Source organism: Scytonema hankhaensis NUACC26 (genome assembly GCF_045865695.1).
Classification (GTDB): Bacteria; Cyanobacteriota; Cyanobacteriia; order Cyanobacteriales; family Nostocaceae; genus Scytonema.
Genome location: NZ_BAACAP010000080.1, coordinates 1 through 14,349 on the forward strand (window position 1 = coordinate 1; position 14,349 = coordinate 14,349).

Annotated in this window: 20 protein-coding genes, 1 tRNA gene and 1 other annotated feature; of the genes, 5 read left to right on the plus strand and 16 right to left on the minus strand. The window is 42.2% G+C overall.

Translation table 11 applies throughout. The features are described from left to right. The 8 genes from rplL to rplS all read right to left on the minus strand — a co-directional run. Positions 1 to 307 (minus strand): 50S ribosomal protein L7/L12 (rplL, locus tag ACKTT2_RS02620; RefSeq protein ID WP_407883680.1); only part of this gene is annotated, 307 nt, incomplete at its 3' end. A 144-nt stretch (positions 308 to 451) separates the two neighbouring features. Beyond that, positions 452 to 1,003 carry a 50S ribosomal protein L10 gene (gene rplJ, locus ACKTT2_RS02625; protein WP_407883682.1) on the minus strand — a complete coding sequence of 184 codons (552 nt, stop codon included), beginning with the start codon at positions 1,001 to 1,003 and terminating at the stop codon, positions 452 to 454. 317 nt (positions 1,004 to 1,320) lie between these two features. Then, positions 1,321 to 1,521 (minus strand) — a sequence feature (ribosomal protein L10 leader region). A 110-nt stretch (positions 1,522 to 1,631) separates the two neighbouring features. Beyond that, entirely contained in the window at positions 1,632 to 2,348 is a 717-nt protein-coding gene (gene rplA, locus ACKTT2_RS02630; protein WP_407883684.1) for a 50S ribosomal protein L1, read from the minus strand. Positions 2,349 to 2,487: 139 nt separating this feature from the next. Next, positions 2,488 to 2,913: a 50S ribosomal protein L11 gene (gene rplK / locus ACKTT2_RS02635; RefSeq protein ID WP_407883686.1), complete on the minus strand. Its 426-nt coding sequence runs from the start codon at positions 2,911 to 2,913 to the stop codon at positions 2,488 to 2,490. A gap of 6 nt (positions 2,914 to 2,919) precedes the next feature. After that, positions 2,920 to 3,552 carry a transcription termination/antitermination protein NusG gene (gene nusG / locus ACKTT2_RS02640; RefSeq protein ID WP_407883688.1) on the minus strand — a complete coding sequence of 211 codons (633 nt, stop codon included), beginning with the start codon at positions 3,550 to 3,552 and terminating at the stop codon, positions 2,920 to 2,922. Continuing rightward, positions 3,552 to 3,773 (minus strand): preprotein translocase subunit SecE, encoded by a 222-nt coding sequence (gene secE, locus ACKTT2_RS02645; RefSeq protein WP_407883690.1) that lies wholly within the window; start codon positions 3,771 to 3,773, stop codon positions 3,552 to 3,554. Before secE ends, nusG begins: the two co-directional genes overlap by 1 nt. A 174-nt stretch (positions 3,774 to 3,947) precedes the next feature. After that, positions 3,948 to 4,020, minus strand: a tRNA-Trp gene (locus ACKTT2_RS02650). 156 nt (positions 4,021 to 4,176) lie between these two features. Further along, positions 4,177 to 4,539, minus strand: a complete 363-nt coding sequence (rplS, locus tag ACKTT2_RS02655; RefSeq protein ID WP_407883692.1) for a 50S ribosomal protein L19 — start codon at positions 4,537 to 4,539, stop codon at positions 4,177 to 4,179. 143 nt (positions 4,540 to 4,682) lie between these two features. Between rplS and ACKTT2_RS02660 the strand changes: the two genes are divergently transcribed. From ACKTT2_RS02660 to ACKTT2_RS02670, 3 genes are all read left to right on the plus strand, one after another. Continuing rightward, the gene (locus tag ACKTT2_RS02660) at positions 4,683 to 5,651 is read left to right on the plus strand and encodes a glycosyltransferase family 2 protein (protein WP_407883695.1); all 969 of its coding nucleotides are present in this window, start codon (positions 4,683 to 4,685) and stop codon (positions 5,649 to 5,651) included. A gap of 327 nt (positions 5,652 to 5,978) precedes the next feature. Next, the gene (locus tag ACKTT2_RS02665) at positions 5,979 to 6,272 is read left to right on the plus strand and encodes a HipA domain-containing protein (RefSeq protein WP_407883697.1); all 294 of its coding nucleotides are present in this window, start codon (positions 5,979 to 5,981) and stop codon (positions 6,270 to 6,272) included. A gap of 266 nt (positions 6,273 to 6,538) precedes the next feature. Further along, on the plus strand, positions 6,539 to 8,233 hold the full coding sequence (locus ACKTT2_RS02670) for a potassium channel family protein (RefSeq protein ID WP_407883699.1): 1,695 nt from the start codon (positions 6,539 to 6,541) through the stop codon (positions 8,231 to 8,233). A gap of 68 nt (positions 8,234 to 8,301) precedes the next feature. Here ACKTT2_RS02670 and ACKTT2_RS02675 read toward each other — a convergent pair whose 3' ends face one another. Both ACKTT2_RS02675 and ACKTT2_RS02680 read right to left on the minus strand, forming a co-directional pair. Then, positions 8,302 to 8,721: a pentapeptide repeat-containing protein gene (locus tag ACKTT2_RS02675; RefSeq protein WP_407883715.1), complete on the minus strand. Its 420-nt coding sequence runs from the start codon at positions 8,719 to 8,721 to the stop codon at positions 8,302 to 8,304. A gap of 351 nt (positions 8,722 to 9,072) precedes the next feature. Continuing rightward, positions 9,073 to 9,711, minus strand: coding sequence for a TenA family protein (locus tag ACKTT2_RS02680; RefSeq protein ID WP_407883701.1), 639 nt, complete (start codon positions 9,709 to 9,711; stop codon positions 9,073 to 9,075). Positions 9,712 to 9,954: 243 nt separating this feature from the next. Here ACKTT2_RS02680 and ACKTT2_RS02685 point away from each other — a divergent pair, with 243 nt between their 5' ends. Then, positions 9,955 to 10,620, plus strand: coding sequence for an SMI1/KNR4 family protein (locus ACKTT2_RS02685; RefSeq protein WP_407883703.1), 666 nt, complete (start codon positions 9,955 to 9,957; stop codon positions 10,618 to 10,620). 299 nt (positions 10,621 to 10,919) lie between these two features. Here the strand turns inward: ACKTT2_RS02685 and ACKTT2_RS02690 are convergent, their stop codons facing one another. The 6 genes from ACKTT2_RS02690 to ACKTT2_RS02715 form a co-directional block, all read right to left on the minus strand. Continuing rightward, positions 10,920 to 11,693: a pentapeptide repeat-containing protein gene (locus ACKTT2_RS02690; RefSeq protein WP_407883705.1), complete on the minus strand. Its 774-nt coding sequence runs from the start codon at positions 11,691 to 11,693 to the stop codon at positions 10,920 to 10,922. 100 nt (positions 11,694 to 11,793) lie between these two features. Then, complete coding sequence (locus ACKTT2_RS02695; RefSeq protein WP_407883707.1) at positions 11,794 to 11,940, minus strand: QAALIT motif small membrane protein; 147 nt, start codon at positions 11,938 to 11,940, stop codon at positions 11,794 to 11,796. A 165-nt stretch (positions 11,941 to 12,105) separates the two neighbouring features. Beyond that, on the minus strand, positions 12,106 to 12,183 hold the full coding sequence (locus ACKTT2_RS02700; RefSeq protein ID WP_407883717.1) for a pentapeptide repeat-containing protein: 78 nt from the start codon (positions 12,181 to 12,183) through the stop codon (positions 12,106 to 12,108). Further along, positions 12,183 to 12,341 (minus strand): pentapeptide repeat-containing protein, encoded by a 159-nt coding sequence (locus tag ACKTT2_RS02705; RefSeq protein WP_407883719.1) that lies wholly within the window; start codon positions 12,339 to 12,341, stop codon positions 12,183 to 12,185. Before ACKTT2_RS02705 ends, ACKTT2_RS02700 begins: the two co-directional genes overlap by 1 nt. Next, positions 12,317 to 12,505 carry a hypothetical protein gene (locus ACKTT2_RS02710; RefSeq protein ID WP_407883709.1) on the minus strand — a complete coding sequence of 63 codons (189 nt, stop codon included), beginning with the start codon at positions 12,503 to 12,505 and terminating at the stop codon, positions 12,317 to 12,319. Before ACKTT2_RS02710 ends, ACKTT2_RS02705 begins: the two co-directional genes overlap by 25 nt. Before the next feature lie 603 nt (positions 12,506 to 13,108). Continuing rightward, positions 13,109 to 13,345: a DUF1816 domain-containing protein gene (locus ACKTT2_RS02715; protein WP_407883711.1), complete on the minus strand. Its 237-nt coding sequence runs from the start codon at positions 13,343 to 13,345 to the stop codon at positions 13,109 to 13,111. Positions 13,346 to 13,608: 263 nt separating this feature from the next. Here ACKTT2_RS02715 and ACKTT2_RS02720 point away from each other — a divergent pair. Then, positions 13,609 to 14,349 (plus strand): general stress protein (locus ACKTT2_RS02720; RefSeq protein WP_407883713.1); only part of this gene is annotated, 741 nt, incomplete at its 3' end.

Below are 14,349 nucleotides of genomic sequence, written 5' to 3' on the forward strand. Positions count from 1 at the left end.
GTGCTGATTCTACCAAGTCTTTTGCTTCTTTCAGACCCAAACCAGTCAATTCACGTACAACTTTAAGTACGGCAATCTTCTTATCAGCAGGAACTGCTTCAAGAATAACATCAAACTCAGTTTTCTCTTCTACTGGCTCAGCAGCAGCAGCACCACCACCACCAGGTGCAGCCATCATCATCATTCCACCTGCAGGTGCAGCAGCACTTACGCCAAAAGCTTCTTCGATTTGCTTAACTAACTCAGCGGCTTCGAGCAAAGTCAGTCCTTTTAATTTATCCAAAATTTCATCGGTTGCTGCGGACATTGTTAAAACTCCTGTAATGTTGATTGGTTAATTATGTAGGACAGGCGTCTCGCCGTTAGTTGTGTAGGACAGGCGTCTCGCCTGTCATTGTTAGTTGTTTTTTACTAACGACTGTACGGTTGCAACGCTTTGCGCCCCTACTAACTAAGATGCACTTTCAGTTTCACCATCGCCTTTTTCCTTATCAGCGACAGCTTGTAAAGCACGAGCGAGAGAACCTGGAACTTCGTTGATACCAACAGCAAGCTTGGTAGCCAAACCATTGATGGCTCCAGCAATTTGTGCGATCAGTTGCTCTTTAGATGGTAAATCTCCTAAAGCTTTGATCTCAGGCTCTTTCAACAAGCGACCTTCCATGACGCCGCCACGAACTTCTGTTTTCTTGGTGGCTTTCTGGAAATCTTGGTAAGCCTTGATTGCTGCTGAGAAATCCTCTTTAACTAGCAAAAAGGCAGAAGAACCTTTGAGTAGTTCTTCTAATGGTTGCCATTGCTCTTGGTCTTTAATGGCAATACCCATTAGGGTGTTTTTAGTCACCTTACATACAGTCCCAGCAGGACGCAAGCGTTTTCTTAAATCTGTAATTTCGGCAACTGTTAACCCTTGATAGTCAATGACGATTGCTAATTGCGACTCACTCAAAGTTTCTTTGAGATCTGCTACTATAGCCTGTTTATCTTCTATCGTTCTTGGCATCTTTATCACCTCCTTGAATTTGTTAGTTGTTAGTTGTTAGTTGTTAGTTGTTATACCAATTCTCTGTATTAAAGTAACAGATTGAGAGCCCCCCTAGCCCACGCCAGTCGCTGTGAGTTCGGGAGACCCTTCTGCAGCGCTGGCTCCCCTTAACAAGGGGGGAAAGTCTTTAAAGTCCCCCTTTTTAAGGGGAGCCACTGCGGTGGACGGGTTCCCCGGTATAAAGCAAGTGGCGTGGATAATGGGGGATCGTGTGTAGCAATCATTTGGAGAATTGGTATTAGTGGGGTTTTTTCTACTAACTACTATCTACTAACAAATAAAACAATAAACCCCAGCTCTTGCAGCCGGGGTTTTAGAGTAAGTACGCTTTTCACAATACGTCTTTACTTCATCGTCTTTACACTACAGTACATAAACCTTATTTAAAGGATGTACTTTTAGCATTTAGGACGCAAACCTCGGCAGGATATTAAGCTAATAGCACCTGCTGTCTCCGGCTGTTGCTGTACTTAATTTTGGGATTGGCGATTGGGGAACTCGGGGCCCCCTCTGGGGATAAGGGGCAATGGCGATTGGGTTTTACACATATTACACCCAGTCCCTAGTCCCCATTCCCCAATCCCTATTACACACCTTCAGCTTGTTTCAAATCCCTTAGGGCGTTGACATCGACTTTAATCGAAGGTCCCATTGTAGCGGATACGTATATTGTTCGCCAGTAACGACCTTTTGCTCCTGAAGGACGGTTGCGATCGATTGTTTCTTGCAACGCTTTCAAGTTTACCAGTAAATCTTCTGGTGTGAAGGATGCCTTACCAAACATAACATGGACGATACCAGTCCGGTCAGCTCGGAATTCTAATTTACCTGCTTTAAATTCCCCGATCGCACTTGCGATATCAAATGTGACTGTTCCACCTTTGGGGGATGGCATCAAACCGCGAGGACCGAGTAACTTACCTAGCTTTGCTACCTGTGGCATTATATCAGGTGTAGCTATGAGCTTGTCAAAGTCCATTCTGCCTTTTTGAATCTCGTCGATCAGTTCTTCCGAACCGACAACATCAGCACCAGCATTGCTGGCTTCTGTAACTTTTTCCCCTCTGGCAATAACTGCTACTCTTACTGTTTGCCCTGTTCCTTTAGGCAATACCACAGTTGTCCGCAATTGTTGGTCTGTGTATTTGGGGTCAATACCTAATCTAATGTGTGCTTCTGCTGCTTCTTGGAACTTTGCTGTAGCCGTTTCCTTAAGCAGTGCTAATGCATCTAAGGGCTGATAATCTCTGTCTTCTACTTTTTCTAGAAGCGCCTGTAATCGGCGCGATACTTTTTTCGTCATTTTTCTCTCCTGGGGTTTATTACGAAGCGATCGCTTCTCCCCCGATAAATTTTGTTAGTTGTTAGTTGTTTTTTTTACCACTAAACTACTGTACGGGCGCAAACTAACTACTGTAGGGGCGCAATGCCTTGCGCCCCTACTAATCCTTAACTGTCACACCCATATTTTTAGCAGTCCCTGCGATAATCTTCATCGCCGCTTCGATATCGTTGGCGTTGAGGTCGGGCAATTTTGTTTGGGCAATTTGACGCAATTGTTCTGTTGTAATGGAACCAACTTTCTTTTTGTTTGGTTCGCTAGAGCCTCTTTCAATTTTTGCTGCTTTAGTAATGAGTACCGAAGCAGGAGGAGTTTTCAGAATAAAAGTAAAACTCCTATCTTCATACACTGATATTTCTACGGGAATTACCGTTCCAGCTTGATCTGCTGTCTTGGCGTTGTACTCCTTACAAAACATCATGATGTTAACGCCATGTTGACCCAATGCCGGACCAACTGGCGGTGCTGGGTTGGCTTTCCCAGCATTGAGGGCCAACTTAATGACCGCAACTACTTTTTTCGCCATGTTTGATTAGCTCTGTTTCTCTACCTGATTAAATTCCAATTCTACTGGTGTATCCCGCCCAAAAATCGAAAGCAGAGCTTTTAGCTTACTCCGTTCAGGACTGACTTCAATCACCTCACCTTCAAAGTCTTTAAACGGACCTGAAAGCACTTTTATCTTATCACCTGCAGCCATGTCAATTTTGACAACTGCTTCTTGCTCGCTGGTCTGCTTGAAGATTCTTTCGACTTCTGTGTGACTTAGCGGCACTGGCTTTACGTGACCGCGTCCTTTGCCGCTTCCACGTTTTTGCTCTGCTCCCACGAAATTAATCACGTGAGAAGTATTGCGTACTACCTGCCAGGTGTCGTCATCCATCAGCATTCTCACTAGCACGTAGCCGGGAAAAACTTTTTCCTCTGTATGCTGGCGAGAACCATCCTTTCGGATTTTTACTGCTGGTGTGTGTGGAATCTCCACCTGGACAATTTTATCAGCTACATCAAAAGTTTGGATGCGCTGCTCTAAATTTGTCTTTACGCGCTTCTCACAACCAGAAGCGACTTGAACTGCATACCAGCGAGCTTCTTTTGACGCTGAATCTGCGGTATCGTCTGACTGTAGCGTTCCATCACGCTCACCGTCTGTTGCATAAGTCATCAGAACACCTGTTGTGCTGCCCAAGTAAAAAATTTATCTACTAGAAATATTAGTGATGCGGAGAGTGCCATCATTAATAAAACAGCGGCTGATTCGCTTACTAGCTGCTGCCGACTAGGCCAAACCACCTTATCAAATTCTTCCTTGAGTCCTTGGAAGAAGCTCGGAAGTCCCAAAGAATTGGATGTTTCCGTCATTTCTGCTTCATTTTTTTTGGCCACAATCGCGCTCCTCCCCCGTTCACTACATACACGCTGCCTACTACTTTTTTTGTAACAGCTCCAGCTTGTTTGAAGCGATCCGCTACAAACACAAAAACTATACCCGAAATCTACAAGTCATACTGCTAATCTAGCAGATACTGCTTTGCTTTCGGGCATTGTCTTAGCTGACAGCGCGCCCTGGAGGACTTGAACCCCCGACATCAGGTTTTGGAGACCTGCGTTCTACCAACTGAACTAAGAGCGCACGAGCTGTTGCTTATTGAGTTACCATTATTAGCTTACACTAGGATAACACAAATTGGCTACTTTTTCAGTTAACTTTGGAAGGGTAAAACTCTTTAGAGCGATTCAAGCCGCTTTTTTGTTGAGCTTTCTCCCAAAGTTTCCTGTAGGAACGAGCTTACAAAGCACGATCGAAGCGTTGTTTGATGCGGGTCGCTTTCCCAACGCGATCGCGTAGATAATAAAGCTTAGCACGTCTAACTTTCCCGCGACGTATGACTTTGATATTGTCTATCCGTGGGGAATGCAGTAGAAAAACTCGTTCTACGCCTACACCCTGAAATACGCGACGTACTGTAATAGTTTCGTTAATTCCACCATTCCGGATGGAAATAACGACTCCCTCATAAGGCTGGACGCGAAACTTGTCGCCTTCCTTAATTTTAACTCCGACTCTTACTGTGTCACCCACAAATATTTGGGGCAAATTAGATTTTAGCTGCTCCGCTTCTATAGAGCGGATGATCTCCTGAGCGTTCATATTTGGTGCAAAAACTCACAATCAACAATAATAAATCGACAACTAGCATTCAGTCTAGTTATTTTAGTGGGAGCACTTACCAAGTATAACGGTGCTAGATGGAAAATGGACTATAGAGGGCAATAGCCGCGAGAATCCGATCTATGATATTCAGTGTCGTTATTACGACCTACAACCGTTTAACGTTGTTGCAACGAGCAATTAACTCCGTACTCAACCAGACAATTCCTTGCGAGCTGGTTGTAGCTGATGACTGTTCGCTAGATGGCACCCAAGATTACTTGAAAAGCTTAAGCGCTGAACTGTCTCGCTATGATAATTTACCACGCCTTGTTTATCATCGCAACGAGGTGAATCAAGGTCATGCAGCAACAGTCAACGCTGGAGTCAAAGCAAGCAGTGGAGACTGGATTAAGTTTTTGGATGATGACGATTACCTAAGTCCCAACTGTTTGGAAGAAATGGGAAGAGCGATCGCATTGCGAAAAAGTGCTGCCATTTGCTCTTGCATTGCTGCTCAAGTCGATATAGACGGAGTTGAAAAGAGTCGCACGCCTGTTGTCGGTCCGGGAATAGCTTACTACGTTCCGCAAACAGACATTCATTATGGTATGTTGCTAGAACTCGTTCCTTTTGGGACACCCGTTCAAGTCGCTTGTAGCCGCGAGGCTTTCTTGCAAACAGGAGGCTGGGATGTCAAATTAACCAGTTGTGATGATATTGATTCCTGGATTCGCCTTGCTCAATATGGAGATGCGATTTTTCTCAATCAATGTCTTGCTTATCGTACTGTTTGGACTGGAGGTTGCGATCGGAAAATTTCTCTAAAAGTTAGGTTAGATACAAATATTTTAATGAAGGAAAAAATTCACGCTTTAGTGGATGAAAAGTACCGTCAAGATATTTTGCCGATTGAGGATATCAAAAGTTATTTAAAACTGCATTGGACTATAGTTGCTTTTAAAAGTAGAAACATTAACAGTTTTATTAAAATTTTCGATCCCTGTATTCTTTCATGCCATGCTTGGCGGCTTTTGTTAGATGCTATTCTTGCAAGGCGCTTAAAGAAGTACAATTCTTATATTCGCAAACAAGTATTAATAAAAGCTTAGTATATAGCGGTTTTCAGTAAGCTTGTAGAACGGGCGTCTCGTCCGTTTTTGGTAGGCAAGATACCCGCTCCACAACAACAGTAGGTGGGGCTATGCCCTACAACGGCGAATGTGCGGCATAGCCCTACCTACCTGTAATGATAGTCTTCTAGCACCGAAGGGAGTAGTTGATAGTAGTTAGTTGTTAGCTGTTAATTGTTAACCACTAACCACCAACCACCAACTACTAACCACTAACCACTAACCACCAACTACTAACAATATGAATTTTATAGAACCACCTCGCTTGCGAATTGGAGAAGAGAATGAAGAGGAACGACGCGCCACTTGGCTTATCTAGCACCAACCTATGACCATGCTTCTTGCCTTGGTAGAAACGAATCAGATGAAAAACGAAAAAGAAGACTGATTACAAAAGACACTAGCTTTTCTGTCCAAGCATATGTCACAAACTGTAAGTCTGCCTTGTATGCTAAAGATAGTGACAAAAAACCCCTTAAAACTTTTGATGCATTTCGTGAAGCGCTACAACGCTATCCAATTTATACATGGACTGCGGCATCTTCCGCCTTAGTAGAAACGCTTGCATATATTAATGCTCTAAGAGTTTTGCTTGCATAGCTTCATTGTTCGCTTGGGCTCTAGACTTTATGATGATACACCAGTTATGTCCCACAAATTTTGCCACAGTTATTGGAGCTAGTTTTTTCACAATTCGCAATTTCTAAAAAGGAATAAGTACAAATACAATTGACTTTTTAAAAATCGATGAAAGTGTCTGAAATATGGAATTATCGTGTTGTTAGCTACAGTTGAGAATCCAATCATTCGGCAAAAATAAATAAGTATTAAAAATGCAGCTTCCCTGTCAGTTATGCTGCCCATTCATGAAACCTCGAATTATTGTCTGTTGCTTAGGACGAACCGGATATAAGGTCTTTCGTTTGTTGAGACAGCAGGGGGCGCTAGTCGTTGGCATTCATCACCAACACATTCCTGGTGAAACAGCAGGAGATGTGATTGTCGGTGACTTGCTTTCAGCTAGCACTCTAATTGCCGCCGGAATTCAGCAAGCGCATACGATTGTCATTGCAGGACCTGATGATGAACCAAATTTGGCGATTATGATGCAGGCGCGGGTGTTAAATCCACGCATTCGCATTATCAATCGCTTCTTTAACACGAGTTTGGCCGAACGGTTGGATCGCGCTGTGACAAACCACTGGAGTATGAGTGTTGCGGGTTTAGCAGCACCCGTCTTCACGTTTGCGGCTTTGGGTAACAAAGCAATCGGACAAATCAAGCTGTTTGGACACACTTGGCCTATCCATGAGATATTGATTGACGAATATCACCCTTGGCGGGGTTGTAAGTTGAGCGATTTGTGGAATGAGCGATCGCGTGTCCTCATTTACTATCTGCCTATGGAAGGTAAGATGGATTTAGTCACGGCGGTAGCATCCGGGCAAGAATTGAAGGTGGGCGATCGTCTCATTATCGGAACCCAACCCTGCATCCGTCCCGCTCGTAAATCCCTCATTACAAAACTGTTAAAAGTGCTTACTAATCTTCGGCAATTTAAACAACATGCTCAATCTGTATTAGTAGGTGCTTTAGTTTTATTATTTATTATTCTAGTTGCGACACTAACTTACGTATCAGCCGAGCAAAAAATGTCTGTCGTTGACGCCTTGTATTTTTCCGTAGGTATGATTACGGGTGCGGGTGGCAATGATGCGTTAATAGGACAAGCTCCTATGAGTATTAAACTATTTACTGTTGTGATGATGTTAATCGGAGCAGCAGTATTTGGTATTTGGTATGCATTACTCAACGATTTTATTTTAGGAACTCGCTTCAAACAATTTTGGGATGCAGCACGAGTTCCTCATCGCAATCACTACATTATTTGTGGTTTAGGTGGAATAGGTATAAAAATTGTCCAACAACTGCATAATAGCGGGCATGAAGTTGTCGTCATTGAGCGCGATCCTAACAACAAATATGTCAGCACTGCGCGTGGATGGAGTATTCCCGTTATTCACGCCGATGCTAGCTTCTCAGCAACACTAAAAGCCAGTAACATGGAAACTGCTGCGGCATTGTTAGCAATGACTGGAAATGATGCAACTAACTTGGAAATTGCCTTAACAGCCAAAGGATTAGCACCCAAAGTGCCAGTGATTGTCCATTACGCAGATCCTGACTTTGCGGGTGTGGCACAACAGGTATTTGATTTTGAGGCGATACTCTGCCCAGCAGAACTAGCAGCCCCAGCATTCGCTGCTGCTGCACTTGGCGGAAAAATACTTGGCAATGGGATTACAGGAGATAGTCTTTGGGTAGCTTTTGCCACTTTGATTACACCCGCACATCCTTTTTGTGGTTTGCGAGTTCAAGATGCTGCCATGTCCGCCGATTTTGTTCCTTTATATTTGGAAACAAACTCCCAAACCATTCATGGTTGGGATTTATTAGAAACAAGCTTGAGTGGAGGGGATATTTTGTATCTTACAATGCCAGCCACAAGATTGTATCAATTGTGGCGCAATACTCCATCCCAAGCTATGGCAAGTCAGTAAGCAGTGACCAGTGACCAGTGACCAGTGACCAGTGACCAGTGACCAGTGACCAGTGACCATTGCCCCTACTAGGAGTGAATTGTCCCATCTGGCATGATGACGCCTTGTAACAGAGTTCCTATCATGTATGCCCCGTACAGATTGGCTCCCTGTAAACTTGCTGCTGTAAAATCTGCATCTATCAAATCTGCCATTTTTAGTTCCGCGCCATCAAGTGTCGCTCCTGTAAGCTTCGCTTCAAAAAGATTAGCTCCACTCAAATTAGCACCCGTTAGGTTAGCTCCAGTTAAATTGGCTCTGATTAGCGATGCTTCTGTTAGATCGGCTCCCACCAAATTGGCTCTGCTCAAATCAACCTCGCTGAGAGAAGCTCTTTGTAAATTAGCTCCACTCAGATTGATTTCTGTTAAGTAACAGCCTATCAGGATGACACCCTTAAAATCCCTCTCTCCTTCCTGATAGCGTCTCAATAATTCCTCGACATCCATTGAGCGATCGTCATACAAACCTTTGCAGTAAACCTCGGACAACATATTCTGTAGTTAAGTGTGTTACGATGTGTGAGTCTGACAAATATTGTCATTATCTACTACAAAATTACCATCACAGCAAGTGCAACAAAGTCATTTCTGAACAAGTTCATAACGCCGATTTGTTAAGGAACAAGCCTTGTCAAAAGCTTAAATGACAAAATATATATTGTTATTTTATAACTATTCTTAAATTAATTTATTGATAGAAAAAACAATTAAATATATAAAAAGTGTTAATGGTTAGTGGTTAGTTGTTAGTAGAGGCGCAACACAAGAGCGCCCGTTCACTGGTCAGGTGGTCATTAGTCACTGGTCACTGCTCACTGTATAGCTCCATGCTGCTTGGAAAAAGTCTTGTTCGCAAAACATGGCATAGCGATAAGTTGACTCTACCAAGGCTGTATGACTGGCGTAGCTGTCAACCAAATTGTCTAATTGTTGTGTTAGAGGAAGAAAGTCATCGCTGCTGTAAGTACGAATCCAATCACTATATTGATGGGTAGGAATACCATTAAGAGCTAATTGTTTGCCTAAAAAAGCATACAACCGCATACAAGGGGACATAGCAGCAGCAGTTAAACCTACATCCCCACTCCAAGCAGTTGATAATAAGAAATCTGTGTACCGACGGGTTGCTACTCCAGGTTTTATACAACGTAAATCGATTTCCCACTGAGCAGCATATCCTTCATGTAACTGAAGTTCTTGTAAAACACCACCTGCTAAGGAATGAAACGTCAGAAAATCCGAAAAGTTGGGGACTTTAGCTGCAGCTATGCTGTAAGCACGAGCAAAAGCTTCTAAGAAAAAGGCATCTTGTCCAACGTAGTAGGCAAATTTTTGTCGCTCTAGGGTACCATCTCCTATACCTCGGACAAAAGGATGCTGAAGACAAGCTTGAGCTAGATCTTGATTGGCTTCCCACAAATTATTAGAAAGGGTCATTGGTTAGTAGAAAGTTGTTAATTGTTAGTTGGAAAGATAATATCCAATTTTTAAATCATTAAAGGATATGACTTTTAAGCTTAAACTGGTTTTCTGTTCTCATGATTTTTGTACCCCATAATAATACAGGTTCTGGGACTACTCTGTACCAATAAAATGAAGGTAAGTTATTCTATAGAAACTCATAAGGTTTGATAGTACAACTAGGTTGTCTTCTCTAGTTTGGGAGACTATGAGCGAAAAATGTCAGAACTAACAGAAGGATTGGAACGAATTCGTCTATGGTTAATGAGGAACATACCTGATAGAGCTGCTCAGCTAAGCCCAGGACTTTCACGTGCAGAGATTGATGCTCAAGCTCATATCCTGCCGTTCAAGCTGCCGGAAGAAATTTATGAACTGTACCAATGGCGCGATGGTTCATCCGGTTATAATTTTCTATTTGAAAATTCCGAATTCATGTCTTTACAGGAGGCTGTAAGCGCATACTGTGAGCAAATGGGTGAGAGCCGGTATGACGAACGTGAAGAAGCAAAATTTTTTGAATATAGTTTTCCCATTTTTAAACTCTGGTATCAAGGTAATGTTTTTTATACTGTTGTACCTTATCAGCAGGGAAAAAGTATCATACGTATGTACGATCCTGAATGTAATGACTATTCTCTGCGTTATCACAGTTTAACGAACTTAATTCTTCATGCAGCTTCTTGGTATGAAGCAGCTGCCTTTATGGAGAAAGCAGAAGATTGGGATATAGATGAAGAAACGAAATGCTTGCTTGATATCAGATATATGGCTTGGAATTATCTTACATCTTTAATTACCAAAAAAGGGGTAGGAGCATCAAAAATTTGTCGGGAAATATATCAGCTTCACATCAACAGCGACATATCATTGCCCAATACCTAACGGGAGCATCCCGATTTGGCACATTGCCCTCAGAATAGAATTCACCGACGGCAGACGCTTCAACGGGGGGAACCCTCCGCAGTCGCCTCAACGGGGGGAACCCCCGCACGGCGCTGCTTTCCGCAACGCGCTGCCTCGGCTATACAAACAAAGCCTGCGGAGGCAGGCTTTGCACTAGTCCTTGTCTTGCGGACTTCGTTTGTGTAGCCGCGATTAGAAATCGCGGGCGTATTTTTTCCAAATTGGGATGCTCCCTACCTAACTCCTTTAAATTGCTCTCAAAGTAGTCAGTCTTATCATTAAAATGGCAAAAATTGCAGTAAGAGGGAACCAATACTTCCTACAAAATCCACAAAGGTGGGTTTGGCTGGCTTGAGTGCGGGATCGACGTAAGGTGTTTGTAATTCTTGAATAAATGCTTGTGCTGTTTGCATCCCGGCTGCATTCTTTTCAGATGTAAATAACTTGTCTGCTACTTGGGCATCTTGGAATGCGCCTTGTCTATCCATGATTTGATAACGGGCTATACCACGAGCGAGATATGCACCTGCATAATCGGGTTTGACTGCGATCGCCTGACTAAAATAGTCAATAGCTGCCTGATGGTTCCCTTTCTGTGCTTCTGCTACACCCCAGGCATAAAATTCCTCTGGTTTAGCACTTTTTAAGGGTATACCTGTCGCACCTTGTACGTTAGCACTGTTAATATCTGTACTAGTTAACTCTGCATTATAAAGATAGCTACGTCTTAAATCCGTACCCACTAAACTTGCACCAGTGAGTTTGGCAGCACTCAGGTTAGCACCAAAGAAACTAGCGCCGCTCAAGTTAGCATTTCTCAAATCCGCACCAATTAAATTAGCACGGCTGAGATTAGCCCCTGCAAGGTTTGCTCCATTCAAATCTGCCCCTGATAAGTCAGTCATGACCAAACCAGCACCAGAGAGATCGCAACCCGAACATTTTTTGCTAGCCAGTAGTTGTTTGATATGTTCGGGATTTGCTGCTTGGGCAGTTTGGCTGAGGCTGAGAATAGTTAAAAATGCGGTTGTCACTAAAATTTGGCTTTTCATATACGAAAATCGCGTGCATTTTTTCCTGAGTAGTTCAAATACAGGAAAATGGTTTATAATTCTTGATGTACTCTCAGCAGTTATACTGTAGTGAAAGTACTTAATTTTTAGGCGGCGTCAGAGTGATAACAGTTTGACTTTGCCCGCTTCTTCCTCTAGGTGTTTGCCATGAAGGAGATAGACCCAATTCCGCAAATATACTTAGAGCAAAAGTTAAGGTAGCAGCTAACAATAGTTTTTCAATCATAGTTCCCCCACAACCACTATTTAGGTTTATTTATATCTTTCGGTTAAAATAAATTGTTTGACTTCAACCTAAGAGATAAATAAGTCAGGGGAAAACGATCTGTATCTCATACATAAGTGAGATTAATCACAGTACAAGCTAAAATCTAGCTTCATATAGATTGCCCTACAGTAAATTTGCACCATTGAGGTTAGCACCATCTAAAAGAGTTCCTTTCAGACGAGCATTCTTGCAAGCCCACATTAACACTTCGTGTATAGTGTGGGTAGTTGACGATTAGCTCCTTTTAAGTCGGCACTACTTAGATTAGCATTGGTCAGATTGGCATTGTCAAGATTAGCACCACTGAGATTTGCATTGCTTAAATTAATACCGCTTAAATTAGAATTGGCGAAATAGATGTGTCTACAGGTAGTTGTGAGGTATTTTGCTCGGCGACTATGGTATCTTGTGAAGAATTATTTACAGATTCCACTTTTGGCTGTAAACCTTTTAGAGTGGTGTAAATTCCCATTCCAGCTAAAAGAATTGCTCCAGTCAGAACAGATGAAAGGGTAAAAAGCAATCTTTGACGCCATTGAGTGGGATACGTTTGCCGCCCCTCAATTTTGGGAATAAGAGTTCTGTTAACTCATAAAATTTTGACGCAATATCTTGTCAATGTCTATTCAGTGACTATTTTTATCTGCTTTCGTCTACATTACTTTGTAAAATGTTGTGCCAAAAACTTAAAGTTTAAGTGGCACAGTAAAAATAAGCTCAAACAAATACATCTAGCGATCGCTTTGAGGAGGAACAAACTAGATTTAGTGAGAAATGCGATCTCGCAGTTTTTATCATTTTTATGTTGCTCGTTAAAAAGGTCAAGCAACAGACTAGATAGTAACATTTTGCTGCTTGGTAAAAATCAAGATTTAGGTCGTGTTAAACACAAAAAACGAAGCTAAGTATGAATTGAAACCTTATAAACATCTTCTTATAAGAAAGGTATAATAATATAGCAATCCTAAATCATTTATAAATAATTTTAGGTACTGTAGGTAGAGCTATAGCCCACCACTAAGTCTTTTATGCGGCATAGCCCTACCTATGTGTATTTTATAAATCAAATAGGATTGCTATAGATTATGAAAATCATAAATATTTTGCTTTAATTATCCAGACTGACTTAAGTAATATCTTTGTCATCCTCATCTTCATCGCATATTGTCAAAACTTCAGGCGCACAGCGTTTAATAACGACAACAATTCCTTGTGCTCCTTCATTGTCTAAATCTTCAATATAGCCAGAGTAAGCAATCACTGCCTCTTCACGATTGACAAAGGGTCCAAAATAATAAATACAGCGCGGCTTACTTGTCATAATTTCAACCCACCAATCTTCAGGACTTTCTTGCATACCCATATAACAAAAGCGACTTTCTAATATTACACATTTTTAGCTCAGATATTTTTGTGCGATCGCATCTCCATTACAAAGAAAAAAACATTTTTCATTTTATTTACTTTTCTTAATGTATTGTATAAAGGTAAAAAGCTAATACTCCTGATAGATAGAAAAGTTACTCCACGGGATTGATGCAAATTAAAGGAAAATCTGTAGAAATAGAATTAATAGCATTAGAAGAATCAGCAAATTAAAGTTGTTACTTATTGAGGTAAGAGGGCATGGCTGTAGGAATACATAGACGTGCTGTAGGCGTATTTCCACGCCGTCAAGATGTGGAAAACGCATTACATGAATTAAGAAGTTCTGGCTTTCCAATGGACAGGGTATCTGTTATTAAACGGGATGCCGATCGCAAAGATGAAATTGCAGGTGCTGAGGTTCGAGAAAACATAGGCAACAAAGCAGATGAAGGTGCTACAGCTGGAGCAGTTTCTGGAGGAGTTTTAGGCGGATTAACAGGATTGTTAGTTGGCTTGGGAACTTTAGCTATTCCGGGAATCGGTCCAATCATGCTTGCTGGAGCAACAGCAACAGCGCTAGCAACAACTATAGCTGGTGCAGGAATTGGTGCAGCAACTGGTGGCGTAGTTGGCGCATTGATTGGCTTGGGTATTCCTGAAGAACGCGCTAGAGTTTACAACGAGAGATTGGAGAGGGGAGATTATCTCGTCATTATAGATGGGACTGAAGCTGAAATTGATAGGGCAAGAGATATTTTGACCCATCGTGGAATACAAGAATTTGCCGTTTACGATCGCCCCGAACACAAGCAAGGTACAGTAAACCCCGTAGCGGCTACTCCTGGCGTAGTAGGTGCAGTACCCAACACACACAGAAGAAGAAGAGCAGTTGGTGTATTCCCCAATCGCCGAGATGCAGAATTTGCACTTACCGAATTGCGGGATGCGGGATTTCCTCTAAGCCAAGTTTCGCTGATAGCAAAAGACGGAAATCATAAT

Bases quoted from the DNA above. Each gene is read 5' to 3' on its own strand.
- ACKTT2_RS02695 (WP_407883707.1), bottom strand. From the start codon at position 11,940: ATGATTGAAAAACTATTGTTAGCTGCTACCTTAACTTTTGCTCTAAGT.
- ACKTT2_RS02670 (WP_407883699.1), top strand. From the start codon at position 6,539: ATGAAACCTCGAATTATTGTCTGTTGCTTAGGACGAACCGGATATAAG.
- ACKTT2_RS02685 (WP_407883703.1), top strand. From the start codon at position 9,955: ATGTCAGAACTAACAGAAGGATTGGAACGAATTCGTCTATGGTTAATG.
- rplJ (WP_407883682.1), bottom strand. From the start codon at position 1,003: ATGCCAAGAACGATAGAAGATAAACAGGCTATAGTAGCAGATCTCAAA.
- ACKTT2_RS02700 (WP_407883717.1), bottom strand. From the start codon at position 12,183: ATGTGGGCTTGCAAGAATGCTCGTCTGAAAGGAACTCTTTTAGATGGT.
- ACKTT2_RS02660 (WP_407883695.1), top strand. From the start codon at position 4,683: ATGATATTCAGTGTCGTTATTACGACCTACAACCGTTTAACGTTGTTG.
- ACKTT2_RS02715 (WP_407883711.1), bottom strand. From the start codon at position 13,345: ATGGGTATGCAAGAAAGTCCTGAAGATTGGTGGGTTGAAATTATGACA.
- rplK (WP_407883686.1), bottom strand. From the start codon at position 2,913: ATGGCGAAAAAAGTAGTTGCGGTCATTAAGTTGGCCCTCAATGCTGGG.
- ACKTT2_RS02690 (WP_407883705.1), bottom strand. From the start codon at position 11,693: ATGAAAAGCCAAATTTTAGTGACAACCGCATTTTTAACTATTCTCAGC.
- rplS (WP_407883692.1), bottom strand. From the start codon at position 4,539: ATGAACGCTCAGGAGATCATCCGCTCTATAGAAGCGGAGCAGCTAAAA.
- ACKTT2_RS02675 (WP_407883715.1), bottom strand. From the start codon at position 8,721: ATGGATGTCGAGGAATTATTGAGACGCTATCAGGAAGGAGAGAGGGAT.
- nusG (WP_407883688.1), bottom strand. From the start codon at position 3,552: ATGACTTATGCAACAGACGGTGAGCGTGATGGAACGCTACAGTCAGAC.
- rplA (WP_407883684.1), bottom strand. From the start codon at position 2,348: ATGACGAAAAAAGTATCGCGCCGATTACAGGCGCTTCTAGAAAAAGTA.
- ACKTT2_RS02680 (WP_407883701.1), bottom strand. From the start codon at position 9,711: ATGACCCTTTCTAATAATTTGTGGGAAGCCAATCAAGATCTAGCTCAA.